This is a genomic window from Citrobacter sp. EC_71 (assembly GCF_019584005.1).
GTDB classification, from domain to species: domain Bacteria; phylum Pseudomonadota; class Gammaproteobacteria; order Enterobacterales; family Enterobacteriaceae; genus Citrobacter; species Citrobacter werkmanii.
In genome coordinates this window covers 56,899-74,733 of the sequence record NZ_VDAY01000022.1, presented here as the reverse complement: position 1 = coordinate 74,733, position 17,835 = coordinate 56,899, and the positions used below count along the sequence as shown (strand labels likewise).

Annotated in this window: 15 protein-coding genes and 2 tRNA genes; 14 read left to right on the top strand and 3 right to left on the bottom strand. The window is 48.5% G+C overall.

The annotated features are described in order from the left end of the window. Positions 1 to 140 precede the first annotated feature (140 nt). Positions 141 to 839, bottom strand: coding sequence for an RluA family pseudouridine synthase (locus FHD02_RS19960; RefSeq protein WP_220394235.1), 699 nt, complete (start codon positions 837 to 839; stop codon positions 141 to 143). 134 nt (positions 840 to 973) lie between these two features. On the opposite strand from FHD02_RS19960, the gene FHD02_RS19955 reads away from it, so the two are divergent. The 7 genes from FHD02_RS19955 to FHD02_RS19925 all read left to right on the top strand — a co-directional run bounded on the left by FHD02_RS19955 (position 974) and on the right by FHD02_RS19925 (position 7,332). Continuing rightward, positions 974 to 1,765 carry a PhzF family phenazine biosynthesis protein gene (locus FHD02_RS19955; protein ID WP_137360085.1) on the top strand — a complete coding sequence of 264 codons (792 nt, stop codon included), beginning with the start codon at positions 974 to 976 and terminating at the stop codon, positions 1,763 to 1,765. Positions 1,766 to 1,806: 41 nt separating this feature from the next. After that, on the top strand, positions 1,807 to 2,115 hold the full coding sequence (locus FHD02_RS19950) for a monooxygenase (protein WP_137360084.1): 309 nt from the start codon (positions 1,807 to 1,809) through the stop codon (positions 2,113 to 2,115). 225 nt (positions 2,116 to 2,340) lie between these two features. Continuing rightward, on the top strand, positions 2,341 to 2,736 hold the full coding sequence (locus FHD02_RS19945) for a RidA family protein (RefSeq protein WP_137360083.1): 396 nt from the start codon (positions 2,341 to 2,343) through the stop codon (positions 2,734 to 2,736). A gap of 27 nt (positions 2,737 to 2,763) precedes the next feature. Further along, positions 2,764 to 3,732 carry a threo-3-hydroxy-L-aspartate ammonia-lyase gene (locus FHD02_RS19940; RefSeq protein WP_137360082.1) on the top strand — a complete coding sequence of 323 codons (969 nt, stop codon included), beginning with the start codon at positions 2,764 to 2,766 and terminating at the stop codon, positions 3,730 to 3,732. 124 nt (positions 3,733 to 3,856) lie between these two features. Next, entirely contained in the window at positions 3,857 to 4,498 is a 642-nt protein-coding gene (locus tag FHD02_RS19935) for a transcriptional regulator (RefSeq protein WP_137398060.1), read from the top strand. A 393-nt stretch (positions 4,499 to 4,891) separates the two neighbouring features. Continuing rightward, the gene (locus tag FHD02_RS19930; RefSeq protein ID WP_042308675.1) at positions 4,892 to 5,386 is read left to right on the top strand and encodes a molybdopterin-dependent oxidoreductase; all 495 of its coding nucleotides are present in this window, start codon (positions 4,892 to 4,894) and stop codon (positions 5,384 to 5,386) included. A gap of 17 nt (positions 5,387 to 5,403) precedes the next feature. After that, positions 5,404 to 7,332 (top strand): bifunctional diguanylate cyclase/phosphodiesterase, encoded by a 1,929-nt coding sequence (locus FHD02_RS19925; protein ID WP_220394234.1) that lies wholly within the window; start codon positions 5,404 to 5,406, stop codon positions 7,330 to 7,332. 88 nt (positions 7,333 to 7,420) lie between these two features. Here FHD02_RS19925 and FHD02_RS19920 read toward each other — a convergent pair whose 3' ends face one another. Continuing rightward, entirely contained in the window at positions 7,421 to 8,623 is a 1,203-nt protein-coding gene (locus FHD02_RS19920) for a glycoside hydrolase family 88 protein (RefSeq protein WP_220394233.1), read from the bottom strand. 16 nt (positions 8,624 to 8,639) lie between these two features. Continuing rightward, on the bottom strand, positions 8,640 to 9,917 hold the full coding sequence (locus FHD02_RS19915; protein WP_137360077.1) for an oligosaccharide MFS transporter: 1,278 nt from the start codon (positions 9,915 to 9,917) through the stop codon (positions 8,640 to 8,642). Positions 9,918 to 10,202: 285 nt separating this feature from the next. Here FHD02_RS19915 and FHD02_RS19910 point away from each other — a divergent pair, with 285 nt between their 5' ends. From FHD02_RS19910 to FHD02_RS19880, 7 genes are all read left to right on the top strand, one after another. Next, entirely contained in the window at positions 10,203 to 11,066 is an 864-nt protein-coding gene (locus FHD02_RS19910; protein ID WP_079224354.1) for an AraC family transcriptional regulator, read from the top strand. Positions 11,067 to 11,215: 149 nt separating this feature from the next. After that, complete coding sequence (locus FHD02_RS19905) at positions 11,216 to 12,325, top strand: AI-2E family transporter (protein ID WP_069324210.1); 1,110 nt, start codon at positions 11,216 to 11,218, stop codon at positions 12,323 to 12,325. 118 nt (positions 12,326 to 12,443) lie between these two features. Beyond that, positions 12,444 to 14,228, top strand: coding sequence for a diguanylate cyclase (locus FHD02_RS19900; RefSeq protein ID WP_220394232.1), 1,785 nt, complete (start codon positions 12,444 to 12,446; stop codon positions 14,226 to 14,228). Positions 14,229 to 14,445: 217 nt separating this feature from the next. Beyond that, positions 14,446 to 15,450 carry a tryptophan--tRNA ligase gene (gene trpS, locus FHD02_RS19895; protein ID WP_220394231.1) on the top strand — a complete coding sequence of 335 codons (1,005 nt, stop codon included), beginning with the start codon at positions 14,446 to 14,448 and terminating at the stop codon, positions 15,448 to 15,450. Positions 15,451 to 15,852: 402 nt separating this feature from the next. Beyond that, positions 15,853 to 15,929, top strand: a tRNA-Val gene (locus FHD02_RS19890). A 4-nt stretch (positions 15,930 to 15,933) separates the two neighbouring features. Next, positions 15,934 to 16,010 (top strand) — tRNA-Val (locus FHD02_RS19885). A 215-nt stretch (positions 16,011 to 16,225) separates the two neighbouring features. After that, positions 16,226 to 17,833, top strand: a complete 1,608-nt coding sequence (locus FHD02_RS19880; protein WP_220394230.1) for an FAD-NAD(P)-binding protein — start codon at positions 16,226 to 16,228, stop codon at positions 17,831 to 17,833. The last annotated feature ends 2 nt before the right edge of the window (positions 17,834 to 17,835 follow it).

The following is a 17,835-nucleotide window of genomic DNA, read 5'->3' as shown; positions in this document are numbered from 1 at the left end:
GTATCGTCAAGCCAGGTCGAAAGCATAAAAAAGCCCCATCAGAGAATTGATGAGGCTATTGTCGTCTACCCGCCGGATCGTTCAACCGATCATTTTGCTTAACCGATCGGTGTTAGCCGTCTGGCGGCTTTTTTACACCTTCAGAAGGGACTGGCGTTTTCAGCATTCACCCATTGTTCGCTGACAGGATGCCTGAAACGCAATGCACTGGCATGCAGCATCAGTCGCGGGGTGAGCTCAGTGCCTGGCAGCAGACGCCCGCCATACAAATCGCACCCTAAAATAGGATGTCCCAACTGCTGACAGTGGATCCGTAGTTGATGGGTACGCCCGGTTTCAGGCGTCAGTTGTACGCGCGTTAAGGGGAGTAATTCCCCGTTCTCCTGGCGATGAACAAAACGCTCAACAACCTGATAGCGCGAGCGCGCAGGCTTGCCGTTAACAGCGCAAATCGTCATCAGCGGAAACAGCGCCGGATCTTTGCTAATCGCTGCGTCAATAATCCCTGCATCGTTTTCCAGATGCCCGCATAGCAGTGCGCTGTATAGCTTCGTCACCATGCGCTGACTAAACTGCTGGCACAGCGCGGCGTTGATAGCCTTGTTACGGGCCACCACCATTAGCCCGGAGGTGCCGAAATCAAGCCGATGGACCAGCGTGCAACCGGGAAAAATCTGTACCAACCGGTGATGTACCGAATCGAGATTGTGCGGATTTTTCCCCGACAAGCTGAGCAGCCCGGTGGGTTTATTGATAAGCAGCAAATGCTCGTCCTGATAGAGAATCTCTATCTGGTCATAACAAGGCGGGGCAATAAAGGTATCAATAATGGTAGACATCAGGCGGCCAGGATGGAGTGTGGGCACGGATGATAACGAATTTTCACTGTACTGGCGAATAGACTCGCTTAACTAATGGCAATCATTGCATGGTAGAGTGGGCATTATCCGGCAAGCGAAGAGAGGGTTACACTGTGCAACAAATCGATTTTTATATGGTAGATGCCTTTAGCACCACGACGTTTGGCGGTAATGCCGCCGCAGTATGTCCGCTCGCAGACTGGTTGCCCGATGAAACATTATTAAAAATGGCGCAGCAGCATAACCAGTCGGAAACCGCTTTCTTTGTCGCCAATGATAATGGCTTTGAGCTACGTTGGTTTACCACACAGGGAGAAATCAATTTGTGTGGGCATGCCACGCTTGCCGCAGCGCATGTCATTTTTGAACATCTGGATTACCCGGACACAACTCTCCATTTTGCCACCCGATTTGTGGGTCCGCTGACGGTCACACGCAGCGGTCAATGGCTGACGCTTGATTTTCCTGCCTGGCAAAGCGACCCTGTCGTACCGCCCGCCTTATTGTTGGAAACTTTAGGCATCATCGAATGCAAAGAAGTTCGCGTGGCGCGCGACTATATGGTCGTAATGGAGAACCAGCGCCAGGTCGAGGCTGTACGCCCGAATATCCACGCCATGATCCCGCTGGGGAAAATGGTTTGTATCACCGCGCCAGGTGACGGGGAATACGATTTCGTCAGCCGTTTCTTCTGCCCGGGCGAAGCCGTCGCGGAGGATCCTGTCACAGGTTCGGCGCATAGCATGCTCATTCCTTACTGGGCAGAGAAACTGAACAAAACACAAATGTTGGCGCGTCAGGTATCTGAGCGCGGTGGGGATTTACGCTGCCAACTGGCGGGTTCTCGCGTTTATATTGGTGGGCAGGCAACAACTTACCTGACGGGTAAAGTGCTGCTACGCTAACCCTCTTACCCGTTACATAACCCCCAATCCAGGGAGGAAGTATGTCGAACAAACTGCTGCAGATTCACTTTAATTTTCATGGCCCGTTTGGCTCCGAGATGTCGCAACAACTTGTTGAACTGGCCGAATCCATCAACCAGGAGCCGGGCTTTATCTGGAAAATCTGGACCGAGAACGAAGCAAATCATGAAGCCGGTGGCATCTATCTGTTTCAGGATCAAGACACCGCGCTGGCTTATGTTAAAAAGCATACAGCCCGTCTGAAGCACCTGGGGGTGGAAGAGGTGTTTTTCAAAATCTTCGATATCAATGAGCCGTTGAGTAAGATTAACCACGGTCATATTGGCTAACGTTTTTAGCTTAAACGCCCTGTTCCGGGGCGATACCGCCTCTCCCCGTTTTCCCCTCACTCATACCCCAGCACCCGCTATATAGCGGGTGCCACGTTTGCTTTAGTTCACAAAATCAGCACCCATGAAAACTATCACTAGCCGACCGGAGCATGAAGGCGTATAAATAATACAAACAGTATTAATTAATACAAAATGAATCATCAAAAACAAAGGAGATCGCTTATGTCCCCAGACATTACGCTCAATGCTTCACCAGGCAGTTTTCCCCCGGCAGGTCATTACTCGCACAGTACAACGGCAGGTGGTTTTGTGTTCATTTCTGGACAGTTGCCAGTCACCCAGGATGGCGAAAAAAAAACCGATGCGTCTTTTGAAGAACAAACAAAACTGGCCTTACAAAATGTCGATGCCTGCCTGGCAGGTGCTGGAGTCTCGCGTCAGCACCTGGTTTCAGTACGCGTCTATGTCACGGATATTAACCAGTGGCCGACATTTAACAGGATCTATGGTGAGTGGATCGGTGATTTCCGCCCTGCCCGTGCTGTTGCTGGCGTTGCCGAACTTCATTACGGTTTTGCCGTAGAAATCGAAGCGATGGCTTTGGCCCCACAGGCCTGATTTATAACTGTATACAGGTGAATAAAAATGACTGATATGACACTGCCTGATTATAACGATATTGTCGCTGCGGCAGAGCGCATCGCAGATTATGCCAACAAAACGCCGGTGATGACGTCGCGTACGGTTAATGAAGAATTTGGCGCTGAAATCTTCTTTAAATGCGAAAACTTCCAGAGAATGGGCGCGTTCAAGTTTCGCGGCGCTATGAATGCGCTACGCCAGTTCACGCCACAACAACGGGCTGCGGGCGTCGTGACCTTTTCTTCGGGAAATCATGCACAAGCCATCGCCTTGTCGGCAAAATTGTTAGGAATCCCGGCGACAATTATCATGCCGCATGATGCCCCGGCTGCCAAAGTTGCCGCGACCAAAGGGTATGGCGGAAATGTCGTGGTTTACGATCGCTATACTGAAGACAGAGAAAAAATTGGTCAGAACCTGGCTGAGAAACAAGGGCTAACGCTGATCCCTCCTTACGATCATCCGCACGTTATTGCGGGCCAGGGCACCGCAACGAAAGAGTTGATTGAGGAAGTGGGACCGTTAGACGCCCTTTTCGTATGTCTGGGTGGCGGCGGTCTGCTATCCGGTTCCGCGCTGGCAGCGAGACATCTCTCCCCTGACTGTATGATCTATGGCGTAGAACCTGAGGCAGGCAATGACGGTCAGCAGTCTTTTCGCAGCGGCAGCATTGTTCATATTGATACACCGAAAACCATAGCCGATGGCGCGCAAACTCAACACCTTGGGCAGTATACGTTTGCGATTATTCAGCAAAACGTGAACGATATTCTGACTGTCTCAGATACTGAATTAGTCACTGCGATGAAATTTATTGCAGAACGAATGAAAATCGTTGTAGAGCCAACTGGCTGTCTGGGTTTTGCCGCCGCCAGAGCACGCAAATCTGAACTCCAGGGTAAGAGAATCGGCATTATTATCAGCGGTGGAAACGTGGACATCAGCCGCTATGGTGCATTCCTGGCCGGATGATAAGCAAGGTATCTGCCATGCAGATACCTTATTCCTGTCTGTATATTCCAGTCTGGAAAAGCGAACCCCGCTCACTGTAAACTGCTCGCAATCATGGCAAAAGGCATCACTGCAGGAGACTGGCATGCCAAAAACCGACAATAACTCGCTTCTCAGCCAACTTGATACTATCGCCAGAGGGTTAAGCGAGACCTTTTCTCCCTTTTGTGAAGTGGTTGTTCATGACCTCAAAAAACCTGAACATGCCATTTTGTCCATCCATAATAATCTTTCCGGACGTAAACCTGGCCAACCAGCAACAGAACTGGGTCTGGCACGCATAGCATCGCCAGATTTTCCCAGCATCATCGCTAACTACAGCAATCAATTTGCTGATGGACGTCCGGTAAAAAGCACCTCCATTGGCATCAAGGGTGAGGACGGTAAATACGTCGCTGCGCTGTGCCTTAATGTTGATATGACGTTGTTTCGCGGTATGCAGAGCGCGCTTGCGCGATTTACTGAAACCGAAAATTCCCCCATAAAGGAACATATCGATCCCGGTAGTAATGAAGTGATTCGCCAACGTATCGATGACTTTGCCGCCAAACGCGCGACCACGGCGCGCGCACTCAAACCTGAAGACCGTAAGTTATTGATTCAACAACTCCGTAAAGAAGGCCTACTGAACGTACGAAAATCAATGGATACCGTGGCGCAGCATTTAGGCGTGTCGCGAGCCACAGCTTACCTGTATGCCCGCCAGTCGGCACAAATGCACGAATAAGCTGATTCAGGCAGGCATACCTGCCACAACTTGCCGGTCAATGATTACTGGAACGAAGCACGCCCATATGCAGAGGGCTGCTTTGCTGCCAGCAATTATCATCCAACGAAAAAACGGCACCTTATGACTGCATAAAAATAAACCTTGGCATTCGTAGGTATTTATTTGCGCTGACTGAATAGATAGCTTATTTTTAAACTGACGGGGTAAATTTTAGCGGTACTTTATCGATCTTACTTAATCAAAGCATAAAACACCACCACACTAACCCACTGATTTCATTGAATGAAAAAATAAATAAACGTACTGTAAAATAATATCCATACAGTATATATAAATAGCATAATATCTAAATTATAATCTTTTTACATCCAGTAGTCAGGTGAGGCCAGAATGCGGTTATTAGTCATGTTGTTAAGCTTAGTCGTCTCTACACAGCTCTGGGCAGGTGAACTTTCCAAACCTACGGGCCAGGTCCTTCTAACAGTGTCCGGTAATATAGAAAATACAAATGAAGACGGGAAAGCCACTTTTGATACCGCCAGCCTCGAGAAACTGGGCATGGTAAGTTTTCAGACCACCTCCCCTTGGTATAATGGACGCACGACTTTTACGGGTATTCCACTACAAAAGCTCATGGATTTTGTTGGGGCGAAAGGCTCGGTTGTAAAAGTTACTGCACTCAATGACTACACCACCGTTATCCCTCTCGATGATTTCAAGAAGTACAATGTCATTCTTGCTTTAAAAATCAACGGAAAATACATGCGAATTCGAGATAAAGGCCCGTTATTCATTGTGTATCCCTATGACAGCATACCTGAACTAAATAATCAGATTTATTACTCAAGATCAGCCTGGCAGGTCAGTAGAATGGATATTGAGTAAGCGTTCAGAGGAACATCATGAACAGAATACTGGCTGGCATCATATTTTTTCTTTTTATATCTACTGGGTATATTTCTTTCTTAGTCCATGAAAGACAGCAAGAGTTACAGAAACTGACTCACTACACCGATTCATGGTCCGCTGCACAAATGGTATCACTATATTACCGATTCGAATCATTGCTTGGTCTTTATACTATCGATAAAACGATGAACCTCGACGAGGTGCGCCTGCGCCTCGATATTATGCTTAGCCAGAGTGATTTGATAAAAGAAGGTGATTTGGGGCACTATATAGAGAGCAATCAAGCGCACAGTGAATTGGCGATCAAACTTGAAAACATCCTTAACTATCTGGATGTTAACCTCGAGAAAATGGACCGTTCAGAACTTCAGACATACCTGAAAAAAATGCATACGCTGGATTCGCAACTTGGCCGCCTTTCATCCGGTGCGTTAAATAAGGATGTAAACTCGATCAATAACGCCAACCTTAAAATTCAAACTCTGTACTATATTTACTCGGCGACATCTGTTCTGCTGATCATACTGAGTGCGATACTGGGTGTGCTGATATTCTTCCAGAACAGAAATATTCTGCGAGCGCATCTTCAGGTTAAGAGCCTCGCTGAAGAGCTGCAGAAATCTAAAGAAAAGTTGCAAATCCAGAATGCAAAACTGGAATATGACGTCTACCATGATTCACTTACTGATATGAATAACCGCCAATTTTTCTGGGGGAATTTAAATCAAACAATCGAGATGGCAGAAAAAAACAACGATTCTGTGACAGTGATGCTGTTTGATTTGGACCGATTCAAAGAGGTTAATGATACCTATGGTCATGATGCCGGTGATGTTTTATTACGCCAGATATCGGACCGTCTGATTTCGATGAGCCATACTTCAGATACGCTGTATCGCTTAGGTGGGGATGAGTTTGCGTTTCTCTCAAGTGGTCTGACGGAGAGCCAGGCCGTTTCGCGAGCCCAAAAGATATGTGATTTTATCAGCCAGCCCTACACTATTTATAACACAATTATAAACATAACTACCTGTGTTGGAATTGTTATATCAGAAACAGAGCGCCGCTCCGATTATCTTTATAAATTTGCAGATCTGGCCCTGTATGAAGCCAAAAATGAAGGTTCAGGCAAGATAAAAGTCTTCCGGCAATGGATGTTAGAAAAGCTGCAAGAAAGCAGAACGCTTGAGCATGATATGGCGATGGCCATAGTGAATAAAGAATTCGTGGTTTATTATCAGCCTATTGTGGATTCTTTTAGCCGGGAAATTTACAGTTATGAAGCCCTCATTCGTTGGATACATCCTCTAAAGGGTCTCCTGTCGCCGGATAGCTTTATTCCTGTTGCTGAAAAAACAGGCATGATTAACGAAATGGGGAAATCTGTACTAGAAATTGCCTGTACGGAAGCGGCGTCCTGGGCGATTCCGGCCAAAATTTCAGTCAATGTCTCGCCTGTCCAGCTAAGCAGCAAAGCCTTTGCCGGAATAGTGCAAACTATCCTGAAAGAAACAGGACTCCCCGCTCAACGCCTTGAACTGGAGGTCACTGAATCCTCTATTTTTACTGAGAGTAATACGCCGATGAATACACTTAACAAGCTCAGAGCTCTGGGGGTAAAAATCTCCATCGATGATTTTGGTACCGGGTATTCTTCTCTTTCGCGGTTGAGCCGGCTGGCCTTCGATAAAATAAAAATAGATAAATCCTTTGTACATTCACTATCTACCCAGGACGATGCCCTTAATATTATCAAACTCATTACAGGCATGGCGAAATCCCTTAATATGAAGGCTGTTGCAGAAGGCGTTGAAACGCAAGAACAACTGGAAAAACTTCAGGCACTGGGCTGTGATTTCGCACAAGGATATCTGTTTGGTAAACCTCAACCGGGAATTGATGGGAAAATCAGACACGGTTAAATCACGGCGGATATCCCTGGCAGCTAAAGTCGGGCAACAAAACTGTTGCCCGACTTTTAATATTTCATACGCTTAGTGATAATTGCCTCTACCAATAAGACGTCCAGCACTGGCGCACGCGAATTAACGCTTCAAGATAAAAATAGTCTCCCCAGGAACAACATTCATCAACGCCTTTACCAGCTGGCATATGATAAACCGAGTGCATCAGTAACCCTTCACATTCCGGTTCATCCGTAGAGAGATAGCGCTTCGTCAGCGATTGTACAATCCGCAAAGCCACTTCTTCATACTGCATCCGACCTGCATCTGTCGCCGGTAATGCTTTCGCTAGCTCCAGCAGACCACAGGCAGCGATAGCGGCAGCCGAACTGTCGCGTACGGCGCCTGTGTTATTCAAAGCCAGATCCCAGTGACAAATAGAGTCCTCAGGCAGGCGGTTGATAAAGTAATGACTCAGGCTGCGGGTCAGGCTGACGAACTCAGATTTTCCCGTATACAGATAGCTAAGCATGAATCCGTAAATCCCCCACGCCTGACCGCGTGCCCAGCATGAGCTATCGCTGTGTCCCTGGTGCGTATTGCCAAACCGCGGCTCACCGGTCACAACATCTATATAGTAGGTGTGATACGTCGATGCATCGGGTCGTACGATATATTTCGCTGCCTGCATGGCATGGGATAAGGCCGCGTCAGCAAAGACCAGATTCCCCGTCTGTTCGCTTGCCCAGTAGAGCAGCGGTAGATTCATATTACAGTCGATAATCATTCGTCCCTGCTGCTCCGGATCCGTCAGGTCTCCCCATGCCTGGATAATACCTGCCGTTGGGTTATAGCGTTGCATCATCATTTCAGCCGCATGCAAGGCGATATCGCGTGCGGCTGCGTTCCCGGTCAGTCGCCACGCGTTTACACACGACAATGAATACAGAAAGCCGAGGTCATGAGTATCTGTTTCAATACGGTTTACCAGACGATGAGCAAAAGAAGTAATGAATCGCTCAGCAGCCTGACGGTATTTACTATCGCCGGTTATCTCCCACAATAGCCAGAGCTGCCCTGTCCAGAAACTGTTTGTCCATTGGTTATTTTCAGCGGGTTGCCATTTCCCACCTTCACAGGCCTCATTGGGAAATTTATCGCCAAGCGCATACAGCGTTCGATCAATTCGTGACGAAATATACGGTATTGCTTTATCTAACTCTTTTTTCAATGCCTGACGATCAACCGGGGCGGCGTATGACACGCGCAAGGGTTCAGTAACGACATTAGCCGTTTTATTAGTAATCATAATTATCCTGTTATTACTATTTGGAAGTTTTAATAGTCTGAGAGCGCAATATATCAGCACGCGGTGTTAATATCTTTTTTCCCGCATGGCTACAAGAAAGCGTGAAAGCGGAAATTAGCGTAAACAGCAGTGCGCAGACACCCATAATTAAAAAGGTATGTGCAAACCCTATTTTATCGTATAAATAACCAGCAGGTGGCGCCACGACAACAGAACCAACATATACCATTGCCTGATAACCCAACAAATACATGGTGGCGTTAACGCGTTTGTGAAAATGTTCAGCGATATATTTAAATACAGAGATTAACAGTAACGCTATTTCCACACCGTAAAATGGTTTAATAATTGAAATCATAATTGGGTCGACTGTTAAACCAGAAAGGATCAGACGGCCCCCCACAACTAACCCGCACAGCAGCAACCCCTTCTTGGCACCATAATAGTTAACCAGCGTGGGAATAAACATCATCATCAGGAATTCAATACCAGCCTGGAGCGTCCCCAGGTAACCATACCAGGCATTGCCCTGCTCTTTGGTGGCAAAGAAAGAGACAAAGTAACGGGGAAATTGCTGTTCTGCTACAAACATCATCCACGCGACACCTGCGACATACAGACTAAACATCCAGAATTTTCGGTTTTGCATCAGCGCAATGACATCGGCAAAGACAATTTTATTTTCGGAGATAACCGAGTTATTTCGTAGCTGCTCATCACCAATCTTCAGGCTCAACAACACCAGCAGCATGACTACGGAGGTGGTACTGCTCAGTATAAAGTTGGCGGTTGGCGTGTAGTTGAACAATACGCCGGAAACCGAAGCCGCCAGCGCCCACCCTAGCGATCCCCACATTCGGATACGGCCAAACTCCAGGCCGTAAAGGCGACTGAAACGGTCGGCATAGGATTCTGCGGCAGCCACTCCCGCATACCATCCCAGGCTTAAATAGAATGCACCAATAATAATGCCGAGCATCGTATGACTCAGCAGTAAAGGCTGGTAAATCACCACAAAAAACGGTGCCACTAATGCCGAGGTGGCGCAGACAAAATAGAGAAGCCATTTGCTCATGCCTATTTTATCCATGATATAACCATATACTGGTTTCATAACCACGGCAAACACACCATTAACCGCGAATACTGTACCAATTGTTACGCTATCAAGACCAACTTTTTGACTCAGCCATAATGCATATAAGCCGAAGCTGGATGACCAGGTAAAGAAATAGAGAAAAATAAAGCTGCTCATTTTGAGCTGCGCTAAACGAGTCGGGGCAATCGCGTTCATGATGCGGCTCCAGCATTATCTCGACAATGATAAGTATAAATAAAAAAAACCGAAGATTTAATTGCAATCATAATCCACTACCTCTTATGAAGTATTTATAGACTCAGTACTACTGGCGACAACCAGGTGCTGACGGACGGAGATTAGTCTTTTTGTTTCCTACAGCAGCGTGAGCATGTTCACAAAAACAGTTCGATTTTTAAGTTTGATTGGATTTACGGACAGATATTCAGCAATATCTTTAATATATAGCAGCAAAACTTAATTCTGTTGTCATGGTAAAAAATGAACGAGCCACAAAAACTTGAAAGAATTGCGATGGGGAATGAAGTGATTTCCTTTCAGCGTCCAATGGGCGCAAGTGTTCATTATTACCATTGGCATCAATGCATTGAGTTTTTATATATTTCAAAAGGGTACGGCATCGTCGTCGTTGATAAACAACACTATACAGCAAAGCCGGGCAGACTTTTTATTTTCCCACCGTTTCGCTTGCATAAGGTGCAGGTTGATGTTGCACCGAACAACCCGTCTTATCGTACGGCTATGCATATTGAGCACAATGAAGTAATCAGTGCCTTGCAGATGTTTCCCCGCCACCAGGCTCAGTTTGCAGCACTCTCTGGCACCCATGCTCCGGCACAAATTCACGATCTCAGTGAACATGCGGACTATATTGCCTATATCCTCGATCGGTTTGAATCACTTAAGGGCAACGGGTATCAATCGGCCAGTGATGTTGCTTTTCTGGTAATGCAACTTCTGGACTTTCTTCCCCTGCAACCGCGGAGTGTAGTGCACCAACAGCAGACCGTGGCGGCCCGCATTATGCAGTGGATAGAAGAGCATTATCAGCAGAAATTTTCACTCGATGAGTTAGCTGCGGATATTGGTTTTTCACGCAGCTATACCTCGCGAATTTTCCGTCAACAAACCGGTGGCGGGATCCAGGAATATATACTCACCCGCAGGATTAAAAAAAGCTGCGATTTATTGCGCTACTCATCACTGAACGTGACGGAGATTGCCGAGCATGTGGGTTTTACGGAAATGACCTATTTCATTACCTGTTTTAGAAAAATGATGGGGCAATCTCCTTTGCAGTACCGCAAACAATACGATGAAGACACTGGCCACGATACGGCGTAAAGAACGTCATTTTTATCGCTTTGACGGACACTGTCTAATCAAACCCGAGTCCATACCCGCATGGTATTAAGCAGAGATCTTCAGCAAAAGTTGGTAAATCCTCAGAACGGTTCTATAGTCGGGACTGCTTCTCATTACAGGATTCACCGATGCGATTTAACGGACTGACCAAAGGTTTCTTCATTTTCATACTTGCCCTCGTTACCTGGGCGTTCTTCGACGTGCTGTCCCCCTACTTTTCCGCCATTTTGTGGGCCGCGATCTTAACGACTATTTTTAACCCGGTAAAAAACAGGTTGCGCAGCGCACTTGGCGAACGCAACGGGCTGGCATCGTTAATAACCATCGCCATTATCTGTTTAATTGTCTTTATCCCACTCATGGTGATCCTGTCATCGCTGGCCATTGAACTCAATGTGGTGTACAACAAGCTGCAACAAAACGACACGCAGTTTCCCGAAGTCGTCACCTCTATTCTTTCGTATCTTCCTGGCTGGGCGCGAGGATTCCTCGCAGAACACAATCTGGATAATGTTGCAGAAATCCAGAAAAAGCTGTCCGACATTGTGTTGCAAGGCGGCCAGTACCTTGCGGGCAGCGCGTTCCTGATCGGTAAAGGGACATTCGGCTTTGCCATCAGCTTTGGCATCATGCTGTATCTGCTGTTTTTCTTGTTAAAAGATGGACCTTATCTGGTACGCCAGATTCTGGACTCATTACCACTTTCTGATTTTGCCAAACAGCATTTGTTCGCCAAATTTGTCGGCGTAACGCGCGCAACCGTCAAGGGCACAGCAGTTGTGGCTTTAGTTCAGGGGATTCTTGGCGGTATCGCGTTTGCGATTGTGGATATCGACGGCAGCGTTCTGTGGGGCGCATTAATGGCGTTTCTCTCTCTGGTGCCTGCCGTCGGCTCGGCAATCGTCTGGGTACCCGCAGCCATATTCCTCTTCGCTACGCACCAACTGTGGCAAGGGCTGTTTATCGTCGGGTTCTTCGTGATTATCGTCGGTCTGGTGGACAACATCCTGCGCCCGCTTTTGGTAGGAAAAGACACCAAAATGCCGGACTACCTGATTCTGATAACCACCCTCGGCGGGATGGAGATTTACGGCATTAACGGGTTTGTGATTGGCCCGCTGATCGCCGCGCTGTTCATTACCTGCTGGAACCTGTTTTCCGGGCGCGATCATGCCGGTAACGTGGAAGGTATCGACGAAGCCTTTATGGAAGAAGGAAAAAATCCTCCAGATTTATGATGTCAGGACGATAACAGAAGGCGGCCCAGAGCCGCCTTTTTTATTTTCACGCAAAATCATACGTTTCCTATAATTTCAATCATGCTAATTGATTAATCGTCGCAGAAGGAACTAATCAGTGCGAATAGCCACAATCACCAACTGGGCCTACAGCGCGACGGTATGCCTGACCATCGCCTCCGGCGTTGTCATGCTGATGGCGTCCAACGCCGATAACACCGAACGCCAGGTGGTGGAACAACGTTATAAATTTGACCAACTGACCGAAGAAGTGGAACTCGACGCCTGGTCGCTGTCTGATATGGCGCGTCTCTACGTGGTCAGTAAAGACCCTGATGCTTTGAACAACTATCGTCAGAAAGAGGCGTCACTGAAAGCCGTTGAGCATCGCCTGGCGGCGTTGAAAGATGCCGGAGCGACAGGTGAAGAACTGGCGCTATTGCATGAAGGATTGCAGATTGTTGATGCTCTGCAGGACGAACAAACTGCAGCGCTGGCCAGCGTCGCGCGGGGAGAGCACACACAAGCGATTGCCCTGCTCTTCAGCAAAACCTATGAACAGGAACTGGAGCGGGCACAGGACCGGATTGACCATTTCCGCCAGTTGCTCGACAACCGTGTACTCAATGCCATTGAAGATGCCACTCAGGCGTCACGTACACTGCGCACAGCCTCTGAAGTGATGGTCGGTCTTACGGCGCTGCTATTTTTGTTCGTTCTTGGGTTTATATTGAAGCGCCGTGTGTTGCGCCCGGTGGTGCGTTTGAGCGATGTAGTTAACCGTCTGGCATCGCAAGATTATGCTGTCGAGACACCCAGCTTTAACCAGATCGATGAAATTGGCGATATGGCCCAGGCGATCCGGATTTTTCGCGAGAACGGGCTGGCCCGTCAGCGGCTGGAGAAAGAGAGAGACGCCGACTGGGGGATCCGCGAACTGCTGGCACGCATGACGCAGCGTCTGCAGGGGTGCGAGAGTTTTGCCGATGTTATTAATGTGGCGGAACTGTTCGCGCCGAATATTGCTCCAGGTATCGCCGGCCGACTGTACATACTGAATCGGGAGCCCTGGCAGATGCGCTGCGTTGCGCAGTGGCTCTCACCAGAGGGTAAAGCCGATGCGTTTCACCCGGACGAATGCTGGGCGGTACGCCGTGGCCAGAGCCATCCACCGGTACAAGACGAACCGGATATCGCCTGCTACCATCTGCCAGAGTCATGCCAGCGGCATACCTTATGCGTGCCGCTGATTGCCCAGGGTGAAGCCATCGGCCTGCTCTCATTCCAGAATCTCAGCGAGGATTCCACCTCATCTCGCGCCTACCTGGAACTGATGGCAGAAGCACTCGGTCTGGCATTAGCCAACCAACGCTTGCGCGATGCACTGCTGGAGAAAGCGCTATACGACCCCCTAACCGGTCTGCGCAATCGTCATCATCTTGAAGATACTCTCCGTACCCAGATGAGCCAGGCGGTTCGTACCCAAGAACCGATCAGTTGCCTGATGATCGATATCGACCATTTCAAAAACATCAATGATCGCTTTGGCCATGAGGCCGGCGATAGTGTGATAAAAAGTATCGCCGCCATTATTCAGCGCGTTGTCCACGACAGCGGCATGGCTTTCCGTTACGGTGGCGAAGAGTTTCTGGTCCTGCTGGCAGGTGCGGATGAACAGGCGGCCAATAGCTTTGCGACGGATATTTACAACGGCGTACGCGAATTGTCACTGCGCTTTGGCGTATCCGATATCGGTCACGTGGATGTCTCTATCGGTGTTGCCAGCTACCCGCAGCATGCCCAAAGCGATAATCTGCTGCGTGCCGCAGACGTCGCGCTGTATCGCGCAAAAGAACTGGGGCGCTCGCGCATTGTGAGCTTTGGCATGCTGGAAGCAAGCTGAACTATGTCAGTTGTCGGCGCATTGCTTTACCTCTACGTCAGGTAGTGGTAAGTTGACGGGATGAACACCAGACACGATATCAACGCTTTTACTCATAATCTGTGGTGGCTGCCTTCTTAAAGGCGGTCAGAATGTGTTTCCCCATTTTAAATAACCGCCGAAAGGCGGTTATTTGCATTTGAAGACCCCTTTCGGTTTTACGCTTAAGGAGTCTTATATGAACAACAAAACCATCATCCTCACTGGCGATCGTCCTACTGGCCCGTTGCACCTCGGCCACTATGTTGGCTCGTTGCGCCAACGCGCCACGCTGCAGTACGATTATCAGCAGTTTATATTGGTCGCAGACCTGCAAGGACTGACCGATAACGGCAGTACGCCACAAAAGATCCAAAACAACATTCCCGAAGTGCTGGCTGACTATCTCGCCGCGGGCATAGACCCCTCACTCACCACCATTTGTTTGCAATCGGCCTTGCCCGCCCTTGCCGAACTGACCGCGCTTTATATGAACATCGTTACCGTGGCGCGCGTGGAACGTAATCCTACGGTCAAAAACGAAATTGCGCAGAAAGGGTTCGCCCGCTCGTTACCGGTTGGCTTTCTGGTTTATCCCATCAGTCAGGCGGCAGATATTTCAGCCTTCAAAGCTGAAGTGGTTCCGGTCGGCGACGATCAACTGCCGATGATCGAACAGACCAATGAAATCGTGCACAAAATGAATAGCTTGTTACCTGCCCCAGTCTTGTCGCATTGCAAAGTGTTGCTGAGTGAAACCAGTCGTCTGCCCGGTATCGACGGTAACGCCAAGATGTCGAAATCACTAGGTAATACAATTCTGTTGTCCGCCAGCGAGGAAACCATTCATCGCGCCGTCAGCGCAATGTACACTGACCCTAACCATCTGAAAGTGTCCGATCCGGGGCAGATTGACGGCAATATCGTATTCACCTACCTCGACGCGTTTCACCCAGATAAAATCAAAGTGGCGGAGATGAAAGCGCATTATCAGCGCGGCGGATTAGGTGACAGGGCATGCAAAAATGAGCTGGAGATGTGCTTGCAAGAACTCATCGCGCCGATGCGTGAGCGTCGGGCAACTTACATTCAGGATAAAGGCATGCTGATGGCGATGCTGAAAAAAGGCAGTGAACAGGCGCACGAAGTCACACAGCAGACATTAAGAGAAGTGAAACAAGGGCTGGGTTTACCGGTGTTCTGAACACGAATAGAAAAATACAGGATAACTGATAACTCCCGCTAAACTTGAAAAATGTGGTTACGCTTAAGTTTTTCAATAGCATAACCGCTATTAAGAGAGTGAGATGTAACTATCTTATTATTACGCCTCATTATAAAAAGTTCGAATTCTCTTCTTTATGCCTGCCAGGGTCCGTGCCCATGCAGGCTTTTTTTTCACTATCAACTTTTCGGATATCAGTTAACCACTAATGTCCAGTCCATTTCCCCCCTGAATAAAAAACACGCTGCAAAATCAACAAAATATAATCAACTTGCTTAATTACTCTGCAAACGCGTGAGATCCGGAAGAAAAATGCGATTTCCCTCTTGCCTCATTCGGTCTGTGCCGCTAATATTCGTCCCCGTTGTCACCTACAACGTTGCGTTCATAGCTCAGTTGGTTAGAGCACCACCTTGACATGGTGGGGGTCGTTGGTTCGAGTCCAATTGAACGCACCATATTGCGTCCGTAGCTCAGTTGGTTAGAGCACCACCTTGACATGGTGGGGGTCGGTGGTTCGAGTCCACTCGGACGCACCATATCACTTTTGATGTGGTGCCTTTCCCCTTACATTATTCTCGATAAAATCCCCGAATCCTTGTTGCCGTCCTGAGCGATTTCGCTATTCTTGCTGTCTATCCCGTTTGTCTCCTGCGCCGTTATCGACCACACTTATCCTGCTTCGCTTGTTTTCGGCACAATGCCGACACAGAACATCGATCACAGGGCATAAAAATAATATCAGGTGGATAAGATGAACAAGATCGCTATCGTCGGTACGGGACCGACAGGAATCTATACGTTACTCGCGCTTCTCAAGCATCAAACCCCGCTTTCAATTAGCCTCTACGAACAATCGAATGAAGCTGGGGTAGGCATGCCCTATAGCGATGAGGAAAACTCGCGATTGATGCTGGCAAATATCGCCAGTATTGAAATACCCCCCATTACCTCTTCTTATCTCGACTGGTTACGCCAACAGAGCGTTGAACATTTAGCCCGTTATGGCGTGAAACACGCCTCGCTGCATGACCGACAATTTCTGCCGCGAATTCTGCTCGGTGAATATTTTCGTGACCAGTTTTTACGCCTTGTAGACCTTGCGGACAAACAGGGGTTTAACATCACCGTACACGAATCCTGTCAGGTCAAGGATGTCAAAGCCACAACGGATGGCGTTGTTATTTGCAGCGATCATAACGACCCGGAGCACTTTGATCTTGCTGTCATCGCCACGGGTCACGTCTGGCCTGACGCACAAAGCGCATCACGCACCTTCTTCCCGAGTCCGTGGACCGGGCTTATGGAGGCAAAAATCCCGGCGTGTAATGTAGGAATTTTGGGTACGTCGCTGAGCGCTATTGATGCGGCTATGGCCGTCGTCGCACAACACGGCAGGTTTGTATTAGATGATGCGCAGGGTGTTCATTTCGAAAGAAATGAAGGCAGTCAGGATCTCAACATTCTCCTCATGTCCCGTTCTGGCATTCTACCGGAAGCCGATTTTTACTGCCCTCTCCCCTATGAACCACTCTCCATTGTGACTGCTGAGGCACTGGAACAGTGTATTGCAGAGGGTCCTGCTGGGCTGCTGGACAGGATCTTTATGCTCATAGTCAAAGAAATTGAGCTGGCAGACCCTGTCTGGAGCAAAGAAGTCGCCCTCTCTTCCCTGAACGCCGACAGCTTTACGGATGTCTGGTTCGCTGCCCGTAAAAAGCACGATCCGTTTCACTGGGCCGCAGCCAATCTTGAAGAAGTCGAACGCAATAAACGTGAAAAACACACGGTTGCCTGGCGTTACGCTATTCTGCGACTGCATGAGGCCGTACAGGAAATTGTCCCGTGGCTGGATGAGAAAGACAGAGAGCGGTTTAACAATGGACTTGCTCGCGTCTTTATCGATAACTATGCAGCCATTCCTTCACAGTCGATCCGTAGATTACTGGCGCTGCGTGAGGCCGGGATCCTGAATATTCGCGCGCTCGGTCAGGATTATCAGTTAGAGCAAAAAGAAAAAATGACGGTAATACGCGCTCAGGGCGAAACCTATGAGTTTGACGTTTTTATCGATGCCAGAGGCCAGAAAGCGTTAAAAATTAAAGATCTGCCATTTCCATCGCTGCGGGATCAACTGCAGTCCACGAGTGAGGAAATACCGGATGTCGGCGATGACTATACGTTACAGGCGCCTGATATCGTCCGGGGACGCATTGCGCTCGCCGCACTTCCCTGGCTGATGCACGATCAACCTTTCGTGCAAGGGCTTACTGCCTGTGCAGAAATTGGGCAGTGCGTCGCTCAAGCCATTTCCCGGCCAGCCACGCGTCTTCGTCGACGCTTACCCTATTACGAGGCGTGACA